This is a genomic window from Bradyrhizobium hereditatis (assembly GCF_020329435.1).
Classification (GTDB): Bacteria; Pseudomonadota; Alphaproteobacteria; order Rhizobiales; family Xanthobacteraceae; genus Bradyrhizobium; species Bradyrhizobium hereditatis.
Genome location: NZ_JAGKJK010000002.1, coordinates 516,087 through 540,139 on the forward strand (window position 1 = coordinate 516,087; position 24,053 = coordinate 540,139).

The following is a 24,053-nucleotide window of genomic DNA, read 5'->3' on the forward strand; positions in this document are numbered from 1 at the left end:
ATGCTAAGGTTGCTGCGCTTGGGGAGCGCAAACCGGACCGTGCCTGAAGCTTCCGTGTTTTCCCGGGTGAAGACAGTTCGGACCTGAAGGCGTAGCGCGCCATGATTCGCATCTCGACGATTTTCATCGCTATCTGCATGGTGCTGGTTGCGGCCTCCCTCGGGCTCGCCCTGCATGCGGTCGCGGGCTTCACCGGCACCGAATCCGCGATCGTGGCGCTCACCGCGCTGACCTTCCTGATCCTCTACAACGCCGTGTCGATGCGGCTGCGCGACCGTTCCGACGTCGGCGGCCAGATCGCCGATCTTTCCCGCGGCACTGCCGACCTCGCCCGCCAGGTCGCCGAATTCGGCCGACGGCTCGCCGCGGTCGAGGGCCGGGTCGTATCGGCGAATTCTGCTAGTTCCGATCGCATCCAGGCCGTGCTTGGCGAGATCAACGAGCTCGGCGTGCTGGTCAAGCAACTGGCTGTCTCGGTGGCGAGCCATGAGGATCTGTTGGCCGCCGGCGCGGCGGCTGCGGCCGCAACCCCTTCCCCCAAGCCGGCTCCGGAGCCGCACCACGAATCGGCGCCGGCCGCCTTGCAACCTGCGCCTGCCCTCAGGCCCACACCGGCGGTCGCTGCGACCCCCGCCCCGGCTGCTGTTGCTGCGGAATCGGCATCGCGCAACCAGCCGCAATTGCTCGCCGCAGTGAAGAACGCCATCGAGGAAAACCGGCTCGACATTTACCTGCAGCCGATGGTGACGCTGCCGCAGCGCAAGGTTCGCTTCTACGAAGCGGTGACGCGGCTGCGCGACGAGAGGGACCAGATCATCGCCGCCGATGATTTCATCTCCACCGCCGAAGCCGGCGGGCTGATCGGCAAGATCGACCACATGGTGATGCTGCGCTGTGTCCAGGTGCTGCGTCGCCTGATGGTGCGCAACAAGGACGTCGGCGTGTTCTGCAACGTCTCGGCGGCGACGCTCGGCAACCCCGCCAATTTCGCCCAATGCCTCGACTTCCTCGAGGCCAATCGGGCGCTGGCGCCGTCCTTCGTGCTCGAATTCAAGCAGGCGATGTTCCGCCGCCTGGGACCGATCGAGGTCGAGCATCTAGCCGCGCTATCGCAGCGTGGCTATCGGTTCTCGATCGATCATGTCACCGATCTCAGGATCGAGCCGCGCGAGCTTGCCGACCGCGGCGTTCGTTTCGTCAAGGTGCCGGCGGCATTGCTGCTCGATCCGAAGCAGAGCTCGACCTCGGACATCCACCCGTCCGACCTTTCCGATCTGCTCGGCCGCTTCGGCATCGATCTGATCGCCGAGAAGATCGAGGGCGAGCGCGCGGTGGTGGATCTGCTCGACTACGACGTACGCTTTGGTCAGGGCTTCCTGTTTGCTCCGCCGCGGCCGTTGCGGCCCGAGGGGGCATCTGCTACCGGCGGGGCCGTCCCGAACAAGGAATCCGGCACTCCCAATGGCGCCAGCAACCCCGTTCCCATGGCAAGCCAGCCCACGCAGCCCCCCGTACGTGCGACCGGCAATGCCGCGCTGGTGCGCCGCGCCGCAGGCCCGGCCTAACAGGCTGCCGAAATCATGACCTCATTGCGGTTCGTCGAGCGGCTGGGCGATCTCGTGGATGGCGTCGAGGTCATTCTCTCCGACATCTGGGGCGTTGTGCATAACGGGCTCGAATCCTTTCCCGAAGCCTGCGAGGCGCTGCATACCTGCCGTCAGCGCGGCGCTACCGTCATCCTGATCACCAACGCGCCGCGACCGGCCGATTCCGTGCAGCGCCAGTTGCGCAAGCTCGGCGTCGAAGATGAAACTTACGACGCCATCGTCAGTTCAGGCGACCTGACCCGCAGCTTCGTTGCCGATCACCCCGGCAAGAAGATGTTCTGGATCGGTCCGGAGCGAGACTCCTCGATCCATCGCGGGCTTGACGCTGTGATGGCGCCGCTGGAGCAGGCCGACTACATCGTCTGCACCGGCCTGTTCGACGACGAAACCGAGACGCCGGAAGACTATCGCGCGATGATGCTGCAGGCGCGCGAGCACAAGCTGCCCCTGATTTGCGCCAACCCAGATATCGTCGTCGAACGCGGCGACCGGCTGATCTATTGCGCAGGCGCGATCGCCGAGCTCTATCGCGAGCTTGGCGGCGAGGCGATCTTCTATGGCAAGCCGCACCGGCCGATCTATGAACGCGCGATGGCGCTCGCCGCCGAGCGCCGCGGCCGGCCCACGTCGCTCGACCGCGTGCTGGCGATCGGAGATTCGGTGCGGACCGATCTTACCGGCGCGCACGGCTTCGGGATCGATTGTCTTTTCCTGACCCGCGGCATCCATTCCGAGGAGTTCGAGGGCATCGACCAGCTCGACCCGGCCTCGGTGAAGGAGCTGTTCGGACATCCACCCCGCGCGCTGATGCGAGAGCTGCGCTGGTAGGTGCATCGCTGCACCGGACTCAAAATTGCGAAAACAACCCCATGCAAAGTAGGAATGGGCCTTACATCATCCGAAAACGCAAGACCTGGTAGGGCTCATGAGAGCGTAGCATGCCCGGGATTGGGCCGGGCATCACGAGAATTGGAGCGAGCTGGAGACCAGGCGCCTTACGCCGTCGCCATATCCGGGAAGACCGCCTCGATCTTGGTCTTCAACGTCGCCGCGTTGAACGGCTTGACGATGTAGTTGTTCACGCCGGCCTTCTTGGCGGCGATCACGTTCTCGGTCTTGGATTCGGCCGTAATCATGATGAAGGGCGTGGTGGCCAGATTGGGGTCGGCGCGAACTTCCTTGAGCAGGTCGTAGCCGGTCATCGGCTCCATGTTCCAGTCCGAGATCACGAGCCCGTACTTCTTGCTGCGCATCTTGTTCAGCGCGGCCGAGCCGTCGCTGGCGTCGTCGATATTGTCGAAGCCGAGCTGCTTCAAAAGATTTCGGATGATGCGGATCATGGTGCTGTAGTCATCAACCACCAGAACCGGCATGGACAAATCAACCGCCATCTTTTCCCCCACTCAACGCTGACGCCACAAATTATCGATAGGCCTGCGCGACCCGCAGACCTCGCCACCTCTAGCATCAGCCCTTAAACAGCCCGTAAACGGCCGGAGCCGGATTGCATCCGTTTTGGTCCCACCCTCCCCGCTTGACTTCGGACGGGGGGCCGCGTCACGGTCCGGCCGCGTTCACCGAGCCGGAATTCCTGAAGAATCCCTGAAATGACTGGTTTTACCGTTATCCGAGACACCACGCCTGCCGCCGAAATCCCCCGCGGGGCCGTGGTCGCCATGGGCAATTTCGACGGCGTCCATCTGGGCCACCGGGCCGTCATCGAGGCCGCCTTGCAGATGGGCCGTGCCCACGGCAAGCCGGCTTTCGCTCTCACGTTTGAACCGCATCCACGCACCTTTTTCAGCCCGAACAGCCCCCAGTTCCGCCTCTCCGACGAGACCAACAAGCTGCGGCTCCTGGCCGGGACGGGGCTGGCCGGCGCGGTCGTGATGACCTTCGACAAGGCCCGGGCCGGAACCTCGGCGCAAGATTTCATTCACCACGACCTGATCGGGCGGCTCGGCGTCAGCGGCATTGCCGTTGGCTACGACTTTCATTTCGGCAAGGGCCGGGCCGGCTCGCCGAGCCTTCTGGTCAGCGAGGGGCCCCGCCTCGGCATCGAGGTCGACGTCCAGGCTCATGTCGATATCGAGGAGCGGCCGGTGTCCTCTAGCGCGATCCGCATGGCGCTGGCAGAAGGCCAGATCGACGAAGCAACCGCCATGCTGGGCGGGCCCTGGTTCGTGAGCGGCGAGGTGATCCATGGCGAGAAGCGCGGCCGCGATCTTGGCTACCCCACCGCCAATATCCGCCTCGACAAGAATTGCAGCCTCAAGCACGGCATCTATGCGGTACGGGTCGGACGCGGTGCCGAACGGCTGGACGGCGTGGCGAGCTTTGGCCGCCGTCCGACCTTCGATAACGGCGCGCCGCTGCTCGAAGTGTTCCTGTTCGACTTCAAGGGCGACCTTTATGGCACCGTGCTCGATGTCGCCTTCATCGGCTTCATCCGCGACGAACTTAAATTCGACTCGATCGACGCATTGATCCGCCAGATGGACGACGACAGCGCGCGCGCCCGCGCGCGCCTGGCCGCCGCGCCGGACGCGTTTCCGAAGCTCGGAGTGATCGATTGAGCAAAACCGAAAAGCAGAAGATGCTGGCGGGCGAACTCTATCGCCCCGGCGATCCCGAATTGCAGGCGGATGCCGCCGCCAACAAGACCTGGCTGGCGCGTTACAACGCGGCACTGGCCGCGCCCGTGGCTGAGCGTCACGCGCTGCTATCGGCGCATTTCGGCCGCGTCGGCACCGGCGCGGTGATCCGTCCGCCGTTCTTTTGCGATTACGGCTACAACATCCGCCTCGGGGACGAAGTGTTTCTCAACTTCAACTGCGTCATCCTCGACGTCGTCGAGGTCGTCATCGGCGACCGCACCCAGATCGGGCCGGCGACGCAAATTTATGCAGCGGACCACCCCCGCGATGCCGAAACGCGGCGGACGGGCCTCGAATTCGGCCGCCCGGTGCGGATCGGCAGCGATGTCTGGATTGGCGGCGGCGCCATTATCCTGCCCGGCGTCACAATCGGCGACGGCGCAGTGATCGGTGCCGGCAGCGTGGTGACGCGGGATGTCGCCCCTGGCGTCACGGTTGCCGGAAACCCGGCCCGGCCGCGGCGGGACTGAAACGGCGCCTCCGCCAGCCTTTGCGATTTTCCCGGCCCCCTGCTATGGAAAGTCCCATGTTTGCGCGGCGCACCATCAGCATTAGGGGCCCGGCTTCCGCCTGAGCGTTTGCTTGGCGCAAGACCGGGATTTTCCTGTTTCAGCCGCTCCTCCCCAGCGTTTCAGCGCTGCCTTCGAGCCAAACCAGAGCATTCATGTCGCAACAGCCGCAAAAGTCCGACGTTACTGACTATTCGAAAACCCTGTTCCTGCCGCAGACGGAATTCCCGATGCGCGCCGGCCTGCCGCAGCGTGAGCCGGAGATCCTCAAATACTGGAACGAGATCGACCTCTACGGGAAGCTGCGCGAGAGCGCGAACGGCCGCACCAAATTCGTGCTGCATGACGGCCCGCCCTACGCCAATGGCAACATCCATATCGGCCATGCCCTCAACAAGATCCTCAAGGACGTGGTGACCAAGAGCCAGCAGATGCTCGGCTTCGATTCCAACTACGTGCCCGGCTGGGACTGTCACGGCCTGCCGATCGAATGGAAGATCGAGGAAGAGAACTACCGCTCCAAGGGCAAGCCGAAGCCTGACTTCCGCGACTCCACCGCGATGGTGGCGTTCCGCAAGGAATGCCGCGCCTATGCGACGCACTGGCTGAACGTGCAGCGCGAGGAGTTCAAGCGGCTCGGCATCATCGGCGACTGGGATCATCCCTACGCCACGATGAGCTATCCGGCCGAAGCGCAGATCGCGCGCGAACTGATGAAGTTTGTGGCCAACGGCACGCTCTATCGCGGCTCCAAACCCGTGATGTGGAGCGTGGTCGAAAAGACCGCGCTGGCGGAAGCCGAGGTCGAATACGACGACTACACCTCCGACATGGTGTGGGTGAAGTTTCCGGTCACCTCACCGGCGCATGGCGCACTCGCCGAGGCGTCGGTCGTGATCTGGACCACGACGCCATGGACACTGCCCGGCAACCGCGCCATCTCGTTCTCGCCGAAGATCGCCTACGGCCTCTACAAGGTCACCGACGCGCCCGCCGACAATTGGGCGAAGACCGGCGATGTCCTGATCCTCGCCGATGCGCTCGCAGCGGAAGTCTTCAAGCAGGCGCGCGTCACCGCCTACGAAAAGGTGCGTGACCTGTCGGGTGACACGCTCGACGCGGTGGAATGCGCCCATCCGCTGCGAGGCTTCGGTGGCGGATATGAATTCACCGTGCCGCTGTTGCCCGGCGAACATGTCACCGACGATACCGGTACCGGCTTCGTTCATACAGCGCCGAGCCACGGCCGCGAAGACTTCGACGCCTGGGTGGCGCACACGCGTGACCTCGACGCGCGCGGCATCAACACCGCAATCCCCTACACCGTAGACGAGAACGGCGCCTTCACCGATCATGCTCCCGGCTTCACCGGCAAGCGCGTGATCAACGATAAGGGCGAAAAGGGTGACGCGAACGACGCCGTGATCAAGGCGCTGGTCGAGGCTGGCAAGCTTTTGGCGCGCGGCCGGCTGAAGCACCAATATCCGCATTCCTGGCGCTCGAAGAAGCCGGTGATCTTCCGCAACACGCCGCAGTGGTTCATTGCGATGGATAAACCAATCACTCCAAACAAGCTGGTTTGGGGCAGTGGTGTGAATACCCCCATGACGCTGGCCGGCGATGACACTTTGCGGAACCGGGCTCTGAAATCGATCTCGGTGACTCAGTGGGTGCCGCCATCCGGCCAGAACCGCATCAATGGCATGATCGAGAGCCGCCCGGATTGGGTGATCTCCCGGCAGCGCGCCTGGGGCGTGCCGATCGCCGTCTTCGTGCGTGAGAAAGGTGACGGCTCCGCCGAAATCCTGCAGGACGAAATCGTCAACCAGCGCATCGTCGAAGCCTTCATGGAGGAAGGCGCGGACGCCTGGTACATGGATGGCGCGCGCGAACGTTTCCTTGGGACGCGCGCCGGCGAAGACTGGAAGAAGGTCGACGACATCCTCGATGTCTGGTTCGACTCCGGCTCGACACATGCCTTCGTGCTGGAAGACCGCCAGAATTTTCCGGGCCTCGGCCACATCGTCCGCAAGGTCGATGGCGGCGAGGATATCGTGATGTATCTCGAAGGAAGCGACCAGCATCGCGGCTGGTTTCATTCCTCGCTGCTGGAGAGCTCCGGCACCCGCGGCCGCGCGCCGTATGACATCGTGCTGACCCACGGCTTCACGCTGGACGAGAACGGCCACAAGATGTCGAAATCGCTCGGCAACACCGTCGAGCCGCAAAAGGTGATGAAGGACTCCGGCGCCGATATCCTGCGCCTCTGGGTCTGCGCCACCGACTACGCCGACGACCAGCGCATCGGGCCCGAGATCCTCAAGAACACGATCGAGACCTATCGCAAGCTGCGCAACTCGATCCGCTGGATGCTCGGCACGCTGCATCATTTCAATCCGGCCGAGGCGGTCGCGCATGGTGACATGCCCGAGTTGGAACGATTGATGCTGCACGAGCTCGCCAAGCGCGCCTCCATCGTGCGCAACGCCTATGCTGAGTTCGACTACAAGACGGTGGTCGCGACGCTGGCGGCGTTCATGAACAGCGAATTGTCGGCGTTCTATTTCGACATTCGCAAGGATACGCTCTATTGCGATCCGCCATCCTCGGTCGCGCGCAAGGCGGCGCTGACTACGATCGACATCATCTGCGATGCGATCCTGCGCTGGCTGGCGCCGGTGCTGAGCTTCACCTGCGAAGAAGCGTGGCGGATGTACAAGCCGAACGCGGAAGCCTCGGTGCACCTGACGCTGTTCCCGGAAGGGTTCGACCAATTCCGTGACGAGAAGCTTGCGAAGAAATGGGACATGATCCGCGCCGTGCGCCGTGTCGTAACAGGCGCACTGGAGATCGAGCGTGCCGCAAAACGGATCGGCTCCTCCCTGGAAGCTTCGCCTATCATCTATCTGCCCGAGGAGTACATGGGCGACCTGTTCGATGTTGATTGGGCGGAGGTCTGCATCACGTCGAGCGCCGAGGTGCACGTGCTGAAGGATGGCGAGAACGCACCGGCTGACGCCTTCAAGCTCGACGACGCCATGGGAATCGGCGTCGTGGTAGAGAAGGCGGTCGGCACCAAATGCGCGCGATCATGGAAGATCCTGCCCACGGTCGGAGAAGACCCTGATTATCCGGACGTGTCCCCGCGCGATGCACAGGCGCTGCGTGAGTGGAAGGTGCCTGGCCGCAACGATGGGCGAGCAACGCCGGTGGGCCAGCCGGCAGCGCAGAAACAGGACGTTGCAGAGGAGCCTGAGACGCCTGCAACAGCCGCAAACGTCGTGAGCATTGCGGAAACGATCGAGCCGCCCGCCGAGAACAACAAGCCCGCTGACGCTCCAAAGACGCCCAAGCGCGTCAGCGTGGCCGACGTTGTGAAACCTGCCGAGAGCACTGACGTGACGAAGCCTCCGAAGGCTGCCAAAGCCAAGAAACCTGCCGCTGCCGCGGAGGCAACAAAGGGGAAGAAAGCCGCTGGTGCGTCGAGCGCCACTAAAGACAAGAAGGCTGCCGTTGCATCGAAAACCAAAGGCAAGAAAGCTGCCGGTAGTTCGAAGACCGCCAAGGGAAAGAAGCCCGCCGGCACCTCGAAAGCAAGCAAGGGCAAGAAGGCTGCCAGCGCCTCAAAGGCCGCCAAGAGCACGAAGGCTGCCAAAGGCATAAAGGCCTTCGTCGCAAAGAACGCTGCGAAGGGAAAGAAGAAGGCCGCGAAGAAGCGCGCGGCAGCAGCGCCTGCGAAGAGAAAGAAAACAAAGAAAACCAAGGGCAAGAAGGCCAGATAAGTGTCCGGCAAGGAACGCTCCGTGACCCCACACCTGCGCGCTGGCGCCATCACGGCGGTCGCAACGCTGGTGGTCGACCAGGCCTCGAAGTTCTGGCTGCTCTATGGGTTCGACCTCGCCCAGCGCGGCGTGGTCAAGGTGACGCCGTTCTTCGACCTGGTGCTGGCCTGGAATGTCGGGATCAGCTTCGGCTGGTTCCAGAGCGAGAACCAGCTCGCCCAGATCGCGCTGATGGCGATCAAGGCGATCGCCGTGATCGTGCTCGGGATCTGGATGGCGCGCTCCAGCACGCTGCTGGCGACGCTGGCGCTCGGCCTGATCATCGGCGGCGCGGTTGGCAATGGCATCGACCGCTTCCTTTACGGCGCGGTGGTCGATTTCGCCCTGTTCCATATTGAGATCGCGGGAAAAACCTTCAATTGGTACGTGTTCAACCTCGCCGATGTGGCCATTGTTGCCGGGGTAGCGGGCCTATTGTATGACTCGTTCCTGGGGGTACCCGCCGCAAAAGCGCCCTGATCCCGGCCGATACGGACCCTTGCCGTATTGGAGCTATTGCGCCCCTCAGGCCGGCCTCCGTATGTTGCAGAAATTGTGAATGGGAACAGCGCGATGCGCGAGACCGAAGCCCGCTTCTGGATGCTACAGACTAGCTCGCTGAGCCGGGCGCTGCGGTTCGCCGCCATTGCCCTTGGCGTCGGCCTTGTGATGGCCGCAGGGCCGGTGCGCGCAGCTGACGACGAGGACGAGGACGACAAGACCTTCGAGGAAAAGATCATCGAGGGCATCATGCGCGGCATCGGCGGTACCAACATGGAAAACCGCGGCATCGAATACCGCGAGCGCTCTCCGCTGGTGGTTCCTCCCAAGCTCGATTTGCCGCCCCCGTCCGCGGCCGCAGCCGAAACCAAGGTGCCGAATTGGCCGAAGGATCCCGACGAGCAGCGCCGCAAGGCGGCGATTGCCGCGCGAAAGAAAGAGAACAAGGACCCGCGTGAAGCGGCCCGCGTCTTGACGCCGGCTGAACTCGCGGTGGGCAAGACTGCCGCGCCCGCACGCAAGGATAATGATCCGGTGCAACCCGGCACCTCGAACACCAACCCGATCCTGAGCCCGTCGCAGCTCGGCTATAGCGGCGGCTTCAGCGGCCTGTTCGGCGGCAACAAGACCGAGACGGCCACGTTCAAGGGCGAGCCGACCCGGGATTCGCTGACCCAGCCGCCGCCCGGCTACCAGACGCCGTCGCCGAATTATGCCTACGGCACCGGACCGAAGGAATCGCTCAACAAGGAATACAATCCGTCCAAGGGCAAGTATGGCGAATAGTTAAGCCGTTCTCTCGCCTTCGTGACGATGGATGCTACCAACGCCGTGTACGATGCCGCGGCTCGATCCCGAACGGTTTTGTCGGGTTATTTCTAACATTTGCGCCAATTCCTCTCGCAGGACCAGTAGCCAGTTTTGCGGAATAAGCGCCAGATAGGTCATGATGTCCTCACACCGCTTTGCCGTTTCTGTCGTTGCAGCCTTCATCTCGACGTTTGCTTTCTCGGCCGGCAGCGCATTCGCCCAGACCACGGTCACCTCGGAACGTCCCGCCAGCTTCACCCTCGACAACGGCCTGCAAGTCGTCGTGATTCCGGATCGCCGCACGCCGGTCGTCACGCAGATGATCTGGTACAAGGTCGGCTCCGCCGATGAGACGCCGGGCAAATCCGGCCTGGCGCACTTCCTCGAACATCTGATGTTCAAGGGAACAGCCAAGCATCCCGAAGGCGAATTTTCCAAGACCGTGCTGCGGATTGGCGGCAACGAGAACGCCTTCACCTCGCTCGACTACACAGGATATTTCCAGCGCGTGCCGCGCGAGCAATTGGCGAAAATGATGGAGTTCGAGGCCGACCGCATGACCGGCCTCATTCTCAAGGATGAGAACGTCTTGCCCGAGCGCGATGTCGTGCTCGAGGAATTCAACATGCGCGTCGCCAATAATCCCGAGGCGCGGCTGACCGAGCAGATCATGGCGGCGCTGTACCTCAACCATCCCTATGGCCGGCCGGTGATCGGCTGGCGCCAGGAAATCGAGAAACTGGATCGCGAGGATGCGCTGGCGTTCTACAAGCGCTTCTACGCGCCGAACAACGCGATCCTGGTGATTGCGGGCGACGTCGACGCCAAGGAAGTCCGCCCGATGGTGGAAAAGGCCTATGGCGGCATCCCGGCGCAGCCCGCGATTGCCGCGCAGCGCGTTCGCCCGCAGGAGCCGATGCCCGCGGCTCCGCGCACAGTGACGCTCGCCGATCCGCGCGTCGAACAGCCCGGCCTGCGGCGCTATTATCTCGTCCCCTCCTCGACCACTGCAGCCGCAGGGGAAGGCCCGGCCCTAGACGTGCTCGCGCAGCTGATGGGCGGCGGCTCCAACTCCTATCTCTATCGCGCGCTGGTGATCGACCGTCAGCTCGCGATCAGTGCGAATGCCGGCTATCAGGGCACTGCACTCGATCCTACGCAGTTCACGATTTCGGTTTCACCGAAGCCCGGCGTGGAGTTTTCGCAAGTAGAGCAGGTGATCGACGGCGTGATCGCGGAGGTGATCCAGAATCCCGCCCGTGCCGAGGATCTCGAGCGGGTCAAGACCCAGTTAATCGCGGAGGCGATCTACGCCCAGGACAACCAGGCCACGCTGGCGCGCTGGTATGGCGGCGCGCTGACCACCGGACTTTCGATCGACGACATCAGGAGCTGGCCGGACCGGATTCGCGCCGTCACCGCCGAGCAGGTCCGCGACGCCGCGCAAAAATGGCTCGACAAGAAACGCTCAGTGACCGGCTATCTCATCAAGGATACCGCGCAAAAACGCGAGGAGAAGCGCTCGTGATCCGTTTTTCGATTGGCGCGCAGCGCCTCGCATCCGGCCTGATCGCCGGCGCCGTGCTGCTGATGCTGGCGGCGAGCCCCTCTTACGCCGCCGCCAAGATCCAGCGGCTGGTCTCTCCTGGCGGCATCGAGGCGTGGTTCGTGCAGGACGCGACGGTGCCGCTGATCGCGATGGAGTACGCCTTCGCCGGCGGCGCCGCCCAAGACCCGTTAGGTAAGTCCGGCGTCGGCAACATGGTCGCCGGCCTGCTCGACGAGGGGTCCGGCGAGCTTGATTCCAAAACCTTCCACGAGCGCCTCGAGCGGCGCGCGATCGAGCTGAGTTTTTCGTCGACGCGGGATTATTTCCGCGGCTCGCTGCGCATGCTCAAGGACAACAAGGATGAGGCCTTCGGCCTCTTGCATCTGGCGCTGACCTCACCGCGTTTTGACGCCGCCGACGTCGAGCGCATTCGCGCGCAGGTGCTCTCCGGACTGCGCCGCGACACCACCAACCCGACCTCGCTGGTGAGCCGCAAATTCCTCGAAGTCGCCTTCGGCGATCATCCCTATGGCCGGCAGGGCAACGGTACGCTCGACAGCGTGCCGAAGATCGACGTCGCCGACATGAAGGATTATGTTCGCCGCTTGATCGCCAAGGATACGCTTCGTATCGCCGTGGTTGGCGATGTCGACGCCGACACCCTCGGCAAGCTCCTGGACAAGACATTTGGTGGACTGCCGGCCAAGCCCAACCTGACGCCGGTGCCCGAGGTTGAGGCTACCAAGCCGCCGCAGCGCGCATTCGTGCCGCTCGACGTGCCGCAAACCGTGGTGACGTTCGGCGGCCCCGGCATTCGCCGCCACGATCCGGATTTCATGGCCGCCTATGTCGTGAACCACATCATCGGCGGCGGATCATCGTCGCGGCTCTACAAGGAGGTGCGCGAAAAGCGCGGCCTTGCTTACTCGGTCTATGAATCCCTGCTCTGGATGGATCGTTCCGCTCTGTTCATCGGCAACACCGGCACCCGCGCCGACCGCGCAGGCGAGACTGTCGACGCGATCGAGAAGGAAATCCGCCGCATGGCCGAGGAAGGCCCGACCCAGAAGGAACTGGACGAGGCCAAGTCGTATCTGAAGGGCTCGCAGATGCTGGCGCTCGACACCTCCTCGAAGCTCGCGCAGGCGCTGCTGCAATACCAGCTCGACAAGCTGCCGATCGATTACATCGAAAAGCGCAACGCCCTTGTCGACGCGGTGACGCTCGACGACGCCAAGCGAGTAGCCAGGAAGCTGTGGGGCCAGGGCCTGCTCACCGTCATCGTCGGGCGCGCCCCGCAGGCCGCCGCCCAGCCCGCGTCGGCGCCGCTGCAGGCGAATTAGCCTTCTTCCGCGTTTAGGCACTCTCTCCCGACACGGTACTCTGCGCTCCCTCCCTCCTTGCGGGGGAGGGCTGGGGAGAGGGGTAAGCCACACGCACCGCCGATGCCGCCACCCCTCTCCCCAACCCCACGAGCGAGCTTCGCTCGTCTCGGACCCCGCAAGGGAGAGGGAACGACCAAGCTCGCGGCGAGCAGCTTCTCCTCAAAACCGCTATCTTGCATTCGCCGATTCTCTAGCCTTCCCGGTGAACGCCATGCTGCGGGTTTCCCGCGACCTCACGATCGACGACGACGACATCGAGATCGTCTTCGTCCGCGCCTCCGGCCCCGGCGGGCAGAACGTCAACAAGCTCGCGACCGCGGCCCAGCTTCGCTTCGACGCGCGCAAGATCGCGCTGCCGGAGGACGCCGCGGCGCGGCTCGTGCGGCTCGCCGGACAGCGCATGACAAAGGAGGGCGTGATCGTGATCCATGCCCAGCGCTTCCGCACCCAGGAACGCAACCGGGCCGACGCCATCGACCGCCTGCTCGAGCTGTTGCGCGAAGCCTTGATCCGCCCGACGCCGCGGCGTCCGACCAAGCCAACCTTCGGATCGAAGCAGCGGCGACTGGAGGGCAAGAAGCGGCGCAGTGACATCAAGGCGAAGCGCAACGTACGTTTCGAGGATTGAGTCCCCCTCTCGCGACATCTCAATCCCGGATCAGATATTCCCTGATCATCAGCCGCGCGCGGTGAATGCGGGCCTTGACGCTTTCACGCGTCAGGCCGAGCACGCCTGCGATTTCGTCGATCGACAACTCCTCGATATCACGGAGCAGGATTACCTCGCGGTAGTGATCTGGCAGCGACTGGATGGCGCGCGACAGATCGATGCGGATGTCCTCGGGCGCGAGAAGCGCCAGGCGTGCCTCTACATCGTCGGTCGAACTCTCCGCTGTCGCCGTCGCCCGGCGCAGTAGCCGCAAGCAGGCGCGGCGCGCCACCGCAAACAGCCACGCCGAAAACGACGTCACCGCACGCAGCGTGCCGACCCGGCGGTACAACAGCAACAGCGTTTCCTGTACCGCGTCGTCGATATCGGCCGCGCGGCAATTGCGCGCGGCATAGCGGCGGACGTCCGGCTGGGCGGCTGCGATCAGCGACACCAGCGCCTCGGTGTCACCGCGGCGGGCGGCGTCGACCAGCGAGGGGTCGCAGTGCCTTGCTCCGGCCAGCGCCGTCATGGCGCCGGAAGCCTGCGGCCGACCATGGCGCACATCGGGCAAAAGCCGAAAGACCCGGTCAGAATAGCGACCGCGCCGGCGCCTGCGATCACATAGCCAGCCATCGTACCGGGCATGCCGAAAAGCCCGTACACGATCATCACAACGCCCCCGATCGTCCGCATCGCCCGCTCCCAGCCCGGCAGATTCTTGCGATAAAACATAGCAGCTCCCTTCGATTCAGCGCGAGAACGTCAGCGCGTTCTCGCCCCATAGAGCCGGCCAGTCGGGCTTTCGGTTCGCGGATCGCAAGCCAAGGCGCAAAAAAACTCCGACCGCCGATGGCGGCCGGAGTTCTGCTTGGAGAGCAACCCGGCGGAGGAGACGGGTGTTCTCCTGGAGACTCTAGCGACTGGTCGGAGGAGTAGCCGCCCCGCCCGTGGTCTTGGGCGCCGCGTGGGGCGCGCTAGCGCCGGCTCCGACGGTGCCCTTCGCGCCCGTCTTCGCGCCGGCGCGTTGGCCGGCGGCCGGCGCATCCTCGTCGATACTGCCTGACGCGCCACCCTGCATCTGGGTCGTGCCTTTTGCGCCGCCGCGCAGTTGCGTGTCGGATGATGCGCCTTGCGCCAATACCGGACCGGCAAGCAGGGCCGACATAGCAACCGCGATCGCCGAGGTTTTCACTAGCTTCATCCATTTCTCCCAGGTTTGGTCGGCGATGAACAATCCGGCTTCTTCAGCGCCGTTCGCAGCTCGAAGATGCTCATCGCCAGATCAGTCGTTTCTCCGCGAGCGGCGCACTCGCCATGCAAGCCCCGCGATGTGGTAATCATGCAGGGATTTCGAGGTCATTTTGCGAATCCTTGGCCACATGCGAACCGCATATGCGGCGCCTCGGCAGCACCTGAAAAGTTCCGTAAAAACTTTTTGACCCACATGCATTTGATCAGACAGGCGCGTAAAATCGAAACCCCAGCCTTCGAATCGAAATCCCGAAATTCATGCCCGTCCGCCAGCTCCCCGAACAGGTCGTCAACCGCATCGCTGCCGGCGAGGTGGTCGAGCGTCCCGCGAGCGTGGTGAAGGAGCTCGTCGAAAACGCCATCGACGCCGGCGCCAGCCGGATCGACATCTTCACCGAAGGCGGCGGCAGGCGGCGGATCGGCATCACCGATGACGGCAGCGGCATGACCTACGCGGACCTCGCGCTCGCCGTCGACCGCCACGCGACCTCCAAGCTCGACGACGAGGATCTCCTGCGCATCCGCACGCTGGGCTTTCGCGGTGAGGCGCTGCCCTCGATCGGCGCGGTGGCGAAGCTCGGCATTACCACGCGCCATGCCAGTGAACCGCACGCCTGGTCGCTGTCGGTCGAAGGTGGCGTGAAATCAGAGATCATGCCAGCGGCGCTGTCGCAAGGCACCCGCGTCGAGGTCAGCGATCTCTTCTTCGCGACACCCGCCCGGCTGAAATTTCTCAAGACCGACCGCACCGAAGCTGAAGCGATCCGCGAAGTCGTACGGAGACTCGCCATGGCGCGGCCCGACATCGCCTTCACGCTCGCCGGCGAGGAACGCGCGCCGGTGACCTGGGCCGCGGCGCTGCCCGGCGCGGCCGGCCGGCTGACGCGGCTCGGCGATATCCTCGGAAGCGATTTCCGCTCGTGCGCCATCGAAGTTCGCGCCGAGCGCGAAGGCGTCATGGTCGAGGGATTTGCCGCGGCACCGTCGCTAACGCGCGCCAATGCGCTGGGACAGTATCTGTTCGTCAATGGCCGCCCGGTGCGCGACAAGCTCATCCTCGGCGCGGTGCGCGCTGCCTATTCGGATTATCTGCCGCGCGACCGCCATCCGGTGGTGGCGCTGTTCGTGACGCTTCAGCCACAGGAAGTCGATGCTAACGTGCATCCGGCCAAGACCGAGGTGCGCTTCCGCAACGCCGGCCTCGTGCGCGCATTGATCGTGCATGCGCTGAAGGATGGCCTATCCCGCGAAGGCAGGCGCACGGCCGCCAATACCGACGCCGCGGCGCTCTCCGCTTTTCGTCCATCCTTTGCGCCGCGCCCGAGCAACTGGGACTGGCGCAGCTCGCCGGCCTATCCGGTCGGGCCCACGTCTTCGCTCGAAGCTGCGGCGGCAACAGCATTCGCCGAAGCCGGGCAAGCTGCGTTCGATGTCGGCACGCCGACCGCCGATGTGCGCTTTGAAGCGCAGCCAGCCGCCGACTTGCTCGACCGGCCGCTCGGCGCGGCGCGCACACAGATTCACGAGACCTACATCGTGTCGCAAACTCGCGATGGTCTCATCGTCGTGGATCAGCATGCCGCGCATGAACGCATCGTCTATGAGAAGCTGAAGGCTTCGCTGGCCAGGAATGGCGTGCAGAGGCAGATATTGCTGATCCCGGAAATCGTCGAACTCGACGAATCGACCGTCGAAAAGCTGCTCGATCGCGCGGACGAGCTGGCCTCGTTCGGCCTCGCCATCGAATCCTTTGGCCCCGGTGCCGTCGCGGTGCGCGAGACGCCATCGCTGCTCGGCAAGACTAATGCGGTGGGATTGCTGCGCGATCTCGCCGAGCACATGGCCGAATGGGACGAGGCGCTGCCGCTGGAGCGGCGCCTGATGCATGTCGCCGCCACCATGGCCTGCCACGGCTCCGTCCGCGCCGGCCGCCGCCTCAAGCCGGAAGAGATGAATGCGCTGTTGCGCGAGATGGAAGACACGCCGAATTCCGGTCAGTGCAATCACGGCCGCCCGACCTATGTCGAGTTGAAGCTCGCCGATATCGAGAAGCTGTTTGGGAGAAGGTAGGGCTGCGCTTCCGCACATCAAGTGTCGTCGCCCGCGAAGGCGGGCGATCCAGTATTCCAGAGACGTTTGCGATTCAGCCGAGGAGCCGCGCCGTACTGGATGCCCCGCCTTCGCGGGGCATGACAACTCAGGGCTTGGTGACGGCCCGCAGGAATACAAACTCCGTATCGTCGTAAGCGCGCCGCTCCAGCTCCTCGAAGCTCTCCGGCGCCGCGAACGCCGCGGCTTTCGCTTCCTCCACCACCACGAGCGCCCCCGCGGTTAGCCAGCCGCCATCGCGCAGCGAGGCCAGCGCTTTCTCTGCAAGCCCTTTGCCGTAGGGCGGATCGAGAAACACCAGCGAGAAGGGCTCGACCGGATGCGCGGGGCCGAGATTGGTGGCGTCGCGGCGATAGACCTTTGTCACGCCGCCGAGACCCAGCGACTCGACATTGCTGCGCAACAGCGCGCGAGCTTCCGCGCCGTTGTCGACGAACAGCGTGAACGCTGCCCCACGCGATACCGCCTCGATGCCGAGCGCGCCGGTACCGGCGAACAGGTCGAGCACGCGTGCGCCTTCGATCGGGTTGTTATAGGCGTGGATCAGGATGTTGAACACGGACTCGCGCAAACGATCGGCCGTCGGGCGGATCGCCTGCGTGGAGGGCGAGGCCAGATTGCGGCCCTTCAGTCTTCCGCCAACGACGCGCATAGGCCAGCTACTCGTCGCGCGGCTTCAGATCGCGCTTGCCGTGATATCCGCGCTTGGGGCGGCGCGGCGGGCCGTAGCCGTTGGCTTCTTCCTCGTTGCGCGCGCGGGCCTCCTCGCTGCCGGTACGCTGCACCAGCACGCGGCGACCCTTGCGGTCGGCGATCAGCGCGCTCTTGCCCGCCGGCTTGAACGGCTTTTTGCCGCGCGGTGCGTCTTCTTCCGTCGCTTTATCGTCCTGCGCTGGCGGTGTGAAATCTGCTCCCGCAAGCGTTGCGATCTTCTCGCCGAGTTGCTCGCGCAGCACCCGCGTCTTGACCTCCTCAACCTGGCCCTCGGCCAGCTCGCCGAGTTGGAACGGTCCATAGGAGACGCGGATCAGCCGGTTCACCTCAAGGCCGAGATGGGCCATGACGTTGCGGACCTCACGGTTCTTGCCTTCGCGAATCGCGAACACGACCCAGACATTGGCGCCCTGGTCGCGTTCAAGCTGCGCATCGATCGGCCCGTATTTGACGCCTTCGATCTCGATGCCCTTTTTCAGTTCGTCGAGTTGCGCCTGCGTGACCTCGCCATGGGCGCGGACGCGGTAACGCCGCAGCCAGCCGGTGTCAGGCAGTTCGAGCGCGCGGGCGAGCCCGCCGTCATTGGTCAACAGCAGCAAGCCCTCGGTGTTGAAATCGAGCCGGCCAACCGAGATCAGCCGCGGCAGACCTTCGGGCAGATTGTCGAACACGGTCGGCCGCCCCTCGGGATCGGCATGCGTCGTCATCAGTCCGCGCGGCTTGTGATAGAGGAACAGCCGCGTGCGCTCGCGCGGCGGCAGCACCTTGCCGTCCACGGCGATCACGTCATTGCCCGTGACATCGAGCGCCGGCGAATTGATGACGCGGCCGTTGACGGTGACGCGGCCCTGCGTGATCAGCTCCTCGGCATCGCGGCGCGAAGCAAGACCTGCACGCGCCACCACCTTGGCGATGCGCTCGCCGGTCTTTTTCGGCTTCGGCTCGGCACGTGCCGCGCGCTTGTCGGCATCGGGCGTGCGCTCGCGATAGGCACCACGGCCACCGAACGCCGGGCGCTTTGCAAAAATCCTGCTGTCGTCCTCATTGTCACGGCGGGGGCGGTCGCGAAAGCGTCCCTCGCTGCGCGGATGCTCCTGCCACTCGGTGCGGCCTATCGGCCGCCCGCGGTCATGGTCGCCATCGCGCCGCTCTCGCGGACGATCGAACTTCGGCCGGTCCTCGCGCGAACGCGAAAATCGTGGACGCTCGTCGCCGTCGCGATCCTCACCCGTGCGAGCAAAGCGGGGCCGATCATCGTTGCGAGAATCCCGCCCACCTCGATCATCGCGCTTTTTCCAGGGCTTCTCCTCGCCGCGCTCGGGACGATCGCTAAAATCCTTGCGCGGTCCGCGCGAAAACCGCTTCTCGCCATCACGCGAGGGGCGATCACCACGCGGCCGATCATCGTCCTTGCGAAAGCTACGCGCTGAGGAGGTCCGCTTGTCGCTGAACTTTCTATCGGCAAAACGACCAGCGGGGCGGGCTTCGTCGCGATCACGGCGCGGCGGACGATCATCGCGATCGTAATTCGGCCGCTCGCCGCGCGGCTTGAATGAACGCTTCTCGCCGTCGCGGTCCTCGCGCGCGCGAGAATCCTTGCGCGGCCCGCGCTCATCCCGGTTGAAGCGCTGCGGCCGGTCGCCAAAATCCCGCCGCGGGCGGTCATCGTCCCGGCGCGGCGAACTGCCCTCGCGCTTGCCGGCGTAAGGCTTCTTGCCGAACGCCTTGCGCTCACCACCGGCTCCATCCCTGGCGACAAACCCGCGCTTGGCGAACTTCTTCTCCGGCCCCCTCGCCGCCCCCGAGCGGCCTTTGCCGCTGCGGGCCCGGTCACGCCGGCCGCGGGAATCGTTGTTTTTGTCGTTATCGCGGGGCATGAAGGATCTCTCGAATACAGATGAATTGCCAATCAGGGTGCGGATGGGTTGTCATAGCGACTACGCGCGCGCACTTGGCTCAAGGCGCATTCTCACGCAAAACCGGCATCCACGTTTGCTGAAGGCGGCTCTCTTAGCAGGTTTCTTTCGATGATACGAGGCATGACAGCTCCTTCTTTCATGGATTTGGCGCTGAAAACGGCCGAAAACGCCGGAAAAGCCGGCGAAGTTCCGATCGGATGCGTCATCGTCAGGGATTACGAGGTCATCGCCACCGCCGGCAACCGGACCCTGACCGACCGCGACCCGACCGCCCATGCCGAGATCCTGGCGATCCGGCAGGCCGCGGAGGCCATCGGGACCGAGCGGCTGGTCGATTGCGATCTCTACGTCACCCTGGAGCCCTGCACCATGTGCGCCGGCGCGATCTCGTTTGCCCGGATCCGGCGGCTCTACTACGGGGCGGCCGACCCCAAGGGCGGCGCGGTGGACTCCGGCGTGCGGTTCTTTGCGCAGCCGACCTGTCACCACGCACCGGAGGTTTATTCGGCGGTCGGCGAGACCGAGGCGGCGGCGCTGCTCAAGGAGTTTTTCAAGGTGAGGCGGTAGCGCCTCGCGCCGCACCGTTGTCATCATCCGCGAAAGCGGATGATCCAGTATCCCAGAGACGGTCGTGATCGACCGAGAGGCCGCGGCGTGCGGGTATGACGAGGTTCATGTGCGGCGAGATCTCGCCTCACGCTGCCATGAAAAACTCCCGCAACAACCTCGCCGTCACATCCGGATTCTCCTCGGGCAGGAAGTGTCCGGAATCCACCGGCGCGCCGCTCACATTCGTCGCCCGTTTCTTCCACGTATCGAGCGGTGTCGTAGCCGCAGGCGCGACGCCGGCATCGCCCCACAGCGCCAGCATCGGGACCGTGATCTTCTTTCCGGCCCCGAAATCTGCCTTGTCGATCTCGTAGTCGGCATAGGCGCCGGCGCGATAGTCCTCGCACATCGCATGTATGCGCGCCGGATCGCGGAACGGCGCAAGGTAATGCTCGAGCGCGCGCGGATCGATGGCATCGAGCGTCTTCGATTTGGTTTGGCTGGCCATCTTGTACCTTAGGAAAAATTCTCCGTTGCTCGCGATCAACGTTTCCGGCAGCGGGTGAGGCTGCGCCAGAAACGCCCAATGATAGATCTTCAGCGCCGACAGCCGGTTCAACTTCTCCCAATAATCGTAAGTCGGCGCGATATCGAGCACGGCAAGCTTCGACAGCCGGCCAGGATGGTCGAGCGCCAGGCGGTACGACACGCGGCCGCCGCGGTCATGGCCGGCGAGTGCGAAATGCACATGGCCGAGCTGCTCCATCGCCTCCACCATCGCTTTCGCCATCGCGCGTTTGGTGTAAGGCGTGTGGTTGTCGTCGCTGCGAGGCATGTCCGACCAGCCATAGCCCGGCAGATCAGCGATGATCAGCGTAAAGCTGTCAGCCAGTTGCGGCGCGACCTGATGCCACATCACATGCGTCGAGGAGAACCCGTGCAGCAGCAACAGTGGCGGCCCGTTGCCGCCGACGCGGGCGAAGATGCGCCCCGATGAGATGTTGATCCATTCGGACGCATATCCGGGAAACAGATCGGCAAGATCGGGCATCTTCGTACTCTCCCGTAATCATCCGCCAACGGGTCGCGCGAATGCGCGCCCGATGACAGGCTCCGGCGGATGATCCAGTAAACACCGGCATCACGATCAACAACAGGCGCCCCGGCGTACTGGATACCCCGCCTGCGCGGGGTATGACAGCCGCGGCTGCTTTAAACTTTGTTTGTCGTTGCCGCAGGCAGACCTCAGGATTATGCCATCCCTCAAGTCCGACCAACAGGAACCAGAGGAAACCAGCGATGCCGATCGATTTCGAGATTCCAGCCGAAGCCAAGGCGATCCGCGAGAAGGTGCGCAAATGGGTGCATGAGGAATGCATCCCCGCGGAGAAGGAACTGGATACCAAGCCCCTCGCCGAAGTGCTCGGACCGCTGCGGGCCAAGGCCCGTGCGCAGGGCCTCTGGTGCCCGTGGGTACCGAAGGAATATGGCGGCATGGGTCTCGGCCCGCTGGCCAATGCGCTGGTGCAGATGGAGCTCGGCGAGAGCATGCTTGGCGCGCTGTCCATGAACACGCAGGGTCCCGACGACGCCTCGATGATGACGATCCTCGCCCACGGTACGGAATATCAGAAGGAGAAGTTCCTCAAGCCTCTGCTCAACGGCGACAAGCGCATCTGCTTCTCGATGACGGAGAAGGCCGCCGGCGCCGACGCCACGGGCATGCAGACCACGGCGGTGAAGGACGGCAATGAGAATTACATTCTCAACGGCGAGAAGTGGTTCTCCTCTTCCGCCAGCGTTGCCGACATGGCGCTGGTGATGGCCAAGACCGATCCCAACGCGCCGCGTCACAAGCAGTATTCTACCTTCATCGTCGAGCTGCCGAACCCCGGCTACAAGATCAAGCGCAACGTCGCCAACATGGCGATCGAGGGGCCGCATGACGACGTCCTGCACGGCGGCCACTCCGAGATCGAGATCAGGGATCTCGTGGTACCGGCCGACAATCTGCTCGGCGGCGAAGGCAACGGCTTTGCCATGGGGCAGCACCGCCTCGCCTATGGTCGCCTGCGCCATGGCATGCACAACGTCGCCAAGGCGCAACGCGCGCTCGACATGGCGGTCGCCCATGTCACCAAGCGCTCGACCTTCGGCCAACTGCTCGCCGACCGCCAGGCGGTGCAGTTCATGCTCGCCGATTGCGCCAGCGAGCTCTATATCGGCCGGCTGATGTTGCTTCATATCGCCTACAAGGCGGAGAAGGGCCTCGACATCCGGCAGGAGAACTCGATCGCAAAAATCTTCCATGCGCATATGGTGCACAAGGTGATCGACACCGCGATCCAGCTCCACGGCGCGCTCGGCTTCAGCCAGGATACGCCGCTGGCGAAATGGTACACGCAGGTGCGCTCACAGCGGCTGGTCGACGGTCCGGATGAAGTGCACAAGTGGAAGATCGGCAAAAACGTCATCAAGGCGTTCCGCGAGCACGGCACCACCGCTAGCGCGGCGGGCGGGGATTTGCTCTAGCGACATCAAAAGGTGTCATTGCCGGGCTTGACCCGCCTGCGAGGCCGAAGCCTCTTCGGCGTGGCGAAGGCCCGACAATCCATGCTTCGAAGCACTCATACGCGGAGTGATGGATGCCCGGGTCAGGCCCGGCATGACGAGCGGAAGAGATGGCGCGTGCGAGCGCCTAACCCTTCTCCGCCTCCACCGCCTGCCAGGCAATGTCGCGGCGGCAGAAGCCGTCAGACCATTGAATGCGATCGACGGCCTGATAGGCGCGCTCTCTCGCCTCGGTTACAGTCCTGCCCATCGCGCAGACGTTCAGCACCCGCCCGCCATTGGCGACGATGCCATCATCCTTCGCCGCCGTGCCGGCATGGAAGATTTCGACGCCCTCGATCTTGGCGGCGTCATCGAGGCCCTCGATGCGCGTGCCCTTCTGGTAGTCGCCGGGATAGCCTTTCGCCGCCATCACCACCGTCAAGGCAGGATCAGGGAACCAGCGCAGATCAAAGTGCTTTAACTCGCCGTCGCAGGACGCCAGAAACGCTGGCAGGATGTCGGACATCATCCGCAGCATCAGCACCTGGCACTCGGGATCGCCGAAGCGGACGTTGTATTCGAACAGTTTTGGCCCCTGCTCCGTCAGCATCACGCCGGCGTAGAGCACACCGCGAAACGGCGTGCCGCGCTGCTTCATGCCGGCGACGGTCGGCAGGATGATGCGCGCCATGATCTGATCGTGAATTTCTGCCGTCACGAACGGCGTCGGCGAATAGGCGCCCATGCCGCCGGTGTTCGGCCCCTCGTCGCGATCGAACACCCGCTTGTGGTCTTGGGCGGAGGCGAGCGGGATCGCAGTCTCGCCGTCGCACAGCGCGAAAAAGCTGATCTCGCGGCCAGCGAGGAATTCCTCGATCACGACCTCGGTGCCCGCCGCGCCGAACACACCGTCGAACATCATGGCAATCGCCGCTTCGGCTTCAGCCAGTGTCTTCGCCACCACGACGCCCTTGCCGGCCGCCAAGCCATCAGCCTTGACCACGATCGGCGCGCCCTGCGTGCGGACATAGGCCACCGCGTCGTTAGCATTATCGAAGCGACGATAGGCTCCCGTCGGAATATTGAACTCGCTGCACAGGTCCTTCGTGAAGCCTTTCGAGCCCTCGAGCTGCGCTGCCTGCTTGCTCGGACCAAACGCCTTAATACCGGCCGCCGCGAGATCATCAACAATTCCTGCCGCCAGCGGCGTCTCCGGACCGACCACGACGAGATCGACCGCGTTGCGCTTGCAGAACTCGATCACCGCGGGATGATCGGCGATATCGAGCGCGACGCATTCGGCCTCGCGCGCAATGCCGGCATTGCCGGGCGCGCACCACAGTTTGGTGAGCAGCGGGGAAGCGGCGATCTTCCATGCGAGAGCGTGTTCGCGGCCGCCGGAACCGAGCAGGAGAATGTTCATGGGAAGTGCAGCCAATTGGAGGGTTGCCGGCTATTGCGCGACGG

21 protein-coding genes and 1 pseudogene are annotated in these 24,053 nt (G+C 64.2%); 13 read left to right on the forward strand and 9 right to left on the reverse strand.

The annotated features are described in order from the left end of the window. The first annotated feature begins 101 nt into the window (after window positions 1–101). Window positions 102–1,565 carry an EAL domain-containing protein gene (locus J6524_RS07810; RefSeq protein WP_225669792.1) on the forward strand — a complete coding sequence of 488 codons (1,464 nt, stop codon included), beginning with the start codon at window positions 102–104 and terminating at the stop codon, window positions 1,563–1,565. Between the two features lie 15 nt (window positions 1,566–1,580). Beyond that, window positions 1,581–2,435, forward strand: a complete 855-nt coding sequence (locus tag J6524_RS07815; protein WP_225669793.1) for a TIGR01459 family HAD-type hydrolase — start codon at window positions 1,581–1,583, stop codon at window positions 2,433–2,435. A gap of 167 nt (window positions 2,436–2,602) precedes the next feature. On the opposite strand, the gene J6524_RS07820 is transcribed toward J6524_RS07815, so the two are convergent. Beyond that, on the reverse strand, window positions 2,603–2,998 hold the full coding sequence (locus tag J6524_RS07820; RefSeq protein WP_028350718.1) for a response regulator: 396 nt from the start codon (window positions 2,996–2,998) through the stop codon (window positions 2,603–2,605). A 216-nt stretch (window positions 2,999–3,214) separates the two neighbouring features. Here J6524_RS07820 and J6524_RS07825 point away from each other — a divergent pair, with 216 nt between their 5' ends. From J6524_RS07825 to J6524_RS07845, 5 genes and pseudogenes are all read left to right on the forward strand, one after another. Continuing rightward, complete coding sequence (locus J6524_RS07825) at window positions 3,215–4,183, forward strand: bifunctional riboflavin kinase/FAD synthetase (RefSeq protein ID WP_225669794.1); 969 nt, start codon at window positions 3,215–3,217, stop codon at window positions 4,181–4,183. Next, window positions 4,180–4,734, forward strand: a complete 555-nt coding sequence (locus tag J6524_RS07830; protein WP_225669795.1) for a sugar O-acetyltransferase — start codon at window positions 4,180–4,182, stop codon at window positions 4,732–4,734. Before J6524_RS07825 ends, J6524_RS07830 begins: the two co-directional genes overlap by 4 nt. Window positions 4,735–4,928: 194 nt before the next feature. After that, window positions 4,929–7,958, forward strand: a pseudogene (gene ileS / locus J6524_RS07835) (isoleucine--tRNA ligase); the annotation flags it as partial. 618 nt (window positions 7,959–8,576) lie between these two features. Continuing rightward, window positions 8,577–9,074, forward strand: coding sequence for a signal peptidase II (gene lspA, locus J6524_RS07840; RefSeq protein WP_225669796.1), 498 nt, complete (start codon window positions 8,577–8,579; stop codon window positions 9,072–9,074). 93 nt (window positions 9,075–9,167) lie between these two features. Continuing rightward, window positions 9,168–9,881: a hypothetical protein gene (locus J6524_RS07845; protein WP_225669797.1), complete on the forward strand. Its 714-nt coding sequence runs from the start codon at window positions 9,168–9,170 to the stop codon at window positions 9,879–9,881. Here J6524_RS07845 and J6524_RS07850 read toward each other — a convergent pair whose 3' ends face one another. Next, on the reverse strand, window positions 9,882–10,043 hold the full coding sequence (locus J6524_RS07850; RefSeq protein WP_225669798.1) for a hypothetical protein: 162 nt from the start codon (window positions 10,041–10,043) through the stop codon (window positions 9,882–9,884). Here J6524_RS07850 and J6524_RS07855 point away from each other — a divergent pair. From J6524_RS07855 to arfB, 3 genes are all read left to right on the forward strand, one after another. Then, a complete protein-coding gene (locus tag J6524_RS07855; RefSeq protein WP_376711986.1) occupies window positions 10,042–11,433 on the forward strand; it encodes a M16 family metallopeptidase in 1,392 nt (463 codons plus the stop codon). The genes J6524_RS07850 and J6524_RS07855 overlap by 2 nt on opposite strands. Before the next feature lie 62 nt (window positions 11,434–11,495). Beyond that, window positions 11,496–12,797: a M16 family metallopeptidase gene (locus J6524_RS07860; protein WP_225669854.1), complete on the forward strand. Its 1,302-nt coding sequence runs from the start codon at window positions 11,496–11,498 to the stop codon at window positions 12,795–12,797. Between the two features lie 253 nt (window positions 12,798–13,050). Beyond that, window positions 13,051–13,467 carry an alternative ribosome rescue aminoacyl-tRNA hydrolase ArfB gene (gene arfB / locus J6524_RS07865; protein WP_225669799.1) on the forward strand — a complete coding sequence of 139 codons (417 nt, stop codon included), beginning with the start codon at window positions 13,051–13,053 and terminating at the stop codon, window positions 13,465–13,467. A gap of 19 nt (window positions 13,468–13,486) precedes the next feature. On the opposite strand, the gene J6524_RS07870 is transcribed toward arfB, so the two are convergent. The 3 genes from J6524_RS07870 to J6524_RS07880 all read right to left on the reverse strand — a co-directional run bounded on the left by J6524_RS07870 (window position 13,487) and on the right by J6524_RS07880 (window position 14,692). After that, a complete protein-coding gene (locus J6524_RS07870) occupies window positions 13,487–14,020 on the reverse strand; it encodes an RNA polymerase sigma factor (protein ID WP_225669800.1) in 534 nt (177 codons plus the stop codon). Beyond that, window positions 14,017–14,223, reverse strand: a complete 207-nt coding sequence (locus J6524_RS07875; RefSeq protein WP_225669801.1) for a YgaP family membrane protein — start codon at window positions 14,221–14,223, stop codon at window positions 14,017–14,019. The genes J6524_RS07870 and J6524_RS07875 overlap by 4 nt, the downstream gene beginning before the upstream one ends. 181 nt (window positions 14,224–14,404) lie before the next feature. Next, window positions 14,405–14,692 (reverse strand): hypothetical protein, encoded by a 288-nt coding sequence (locus J6524_RS07880; RefSeq protein ID WP_225669802.1) that lies wholly within the window; start codon window positions 14,690–14,692, stop codon window positions 14,405–14,407. 308 nt (window positions 14,693–15,000) lie between these two features. On the opposite strand from J6524_RS07880, the gene mutL reads away from it, so the two are divergent. After that, a complete protein-coding gene (mutL, locus tag J6524_RS07885) occupies window positions 15,001–16,812 on the forward strand; it encodes a DNA mismatch repair endonuclease MutL (protein WP_225669803.1) in 1,812 nt (603 codons plus the stop codon). A gap of 127 nt (window positions 16,813–16,939) precedes the next feature. Here the strand turns inward: mutL and rsmD are convergent, their stop codons facing one another. Both rsmD and J6524_RS07895 read right to left on the reverse strand, forming a co-directional pair. Next, window positions 16,940–17,503: a 16S rRNA (guanine(966)-N(2))-methyltransferase RsmD gene (gene rsmD / locus J6524_RS07890; RefSeq protein ID WP_225669804.1), complete on the reverse strand. Its 564-nt coding sequence runs from the start codon at window positions 17,501–17,503 to the stop codon at window positions 16,940–16,942. Window positions 17,504–17,510: 7 nt separating this feature from the next. Continuing rightward, window positions 17,511–19,442 carry a pseudouridine synthase gene (locus J6524_RS07895; protein ID WP_225669805.1) on the reverse strand — a complete coding sequence of 644 codons (1,932 nt, stop codon included), beginning with the start codon at window positions 19,440–19,442 and terminating at the stop codon, window positions 17,511–17,513. A 162-nt stretch (window positions 19,443–19,604) separates the two neighbouring features. On the opposite strand from J6524_RS07895, the gene J6524_RS07900 reads away from it, so the two are divergent. Then, window positions 19,605–20,051 carry a nucleoside deaminase gene (locus tag J6524_RS07900; protein ID WP_225669806.1) on the forward strand — a complete coding sequence of 149 codons (447 nt, stop codon included), beginning with the start codon at window positions 19,605–19,607 and terminating at the stop codon, window positions 20,049–20,051. Between the two features lie 127 nt (window positions 20,052–20,178). Here the strand turns inward: J6524_RS07900 and J6524_RS07905 are convergent, their stop codons facing one another. Then, entirely contained in the window at window positions 20,179–21,084 is a 906-nt protein-coding gene (locus J6524_RS07905; protein ID WP_225669807.1) for an alpha/beta fold hydrolase, read from the reverse strand. Between the two features lie 248 nt (window positions 21,085–21,332). Between J6524_RS07905 and J6524_RS07910 the strand changes: the two genes are divergently transcribed. After that, window positions 21,333–22,565, forward strand: coding sequence for an acyl-CoA dehydrogenase family protein (locus J6524_RS07910; protein WP_225669808.1), 1,233 nt, complete (start codon window positions 21,333–21,335; stop codon window positions 22,563–22,565). 166 nt (window positions 22,566–22,731) lie between these two features. On the opposite strand, the gene purD is transcribed toward J6524_RS07910, so the two are convergent. After that, window positions 22,732–24,009: a phosphoribosylamine--glycine ligase gene (gene purD, locus J6524_RS07915; RefSeq protein ID WP_225669809.1), complete on the reverse strand. Its 1,278-nt coding sequence runs from the start codon at window positions 24,007–24,009 to the stop codon at window positions 22,732–22,734. Between the last annotated feature and the right edge of the window lie 44 nt (window positions 24,010–24,053).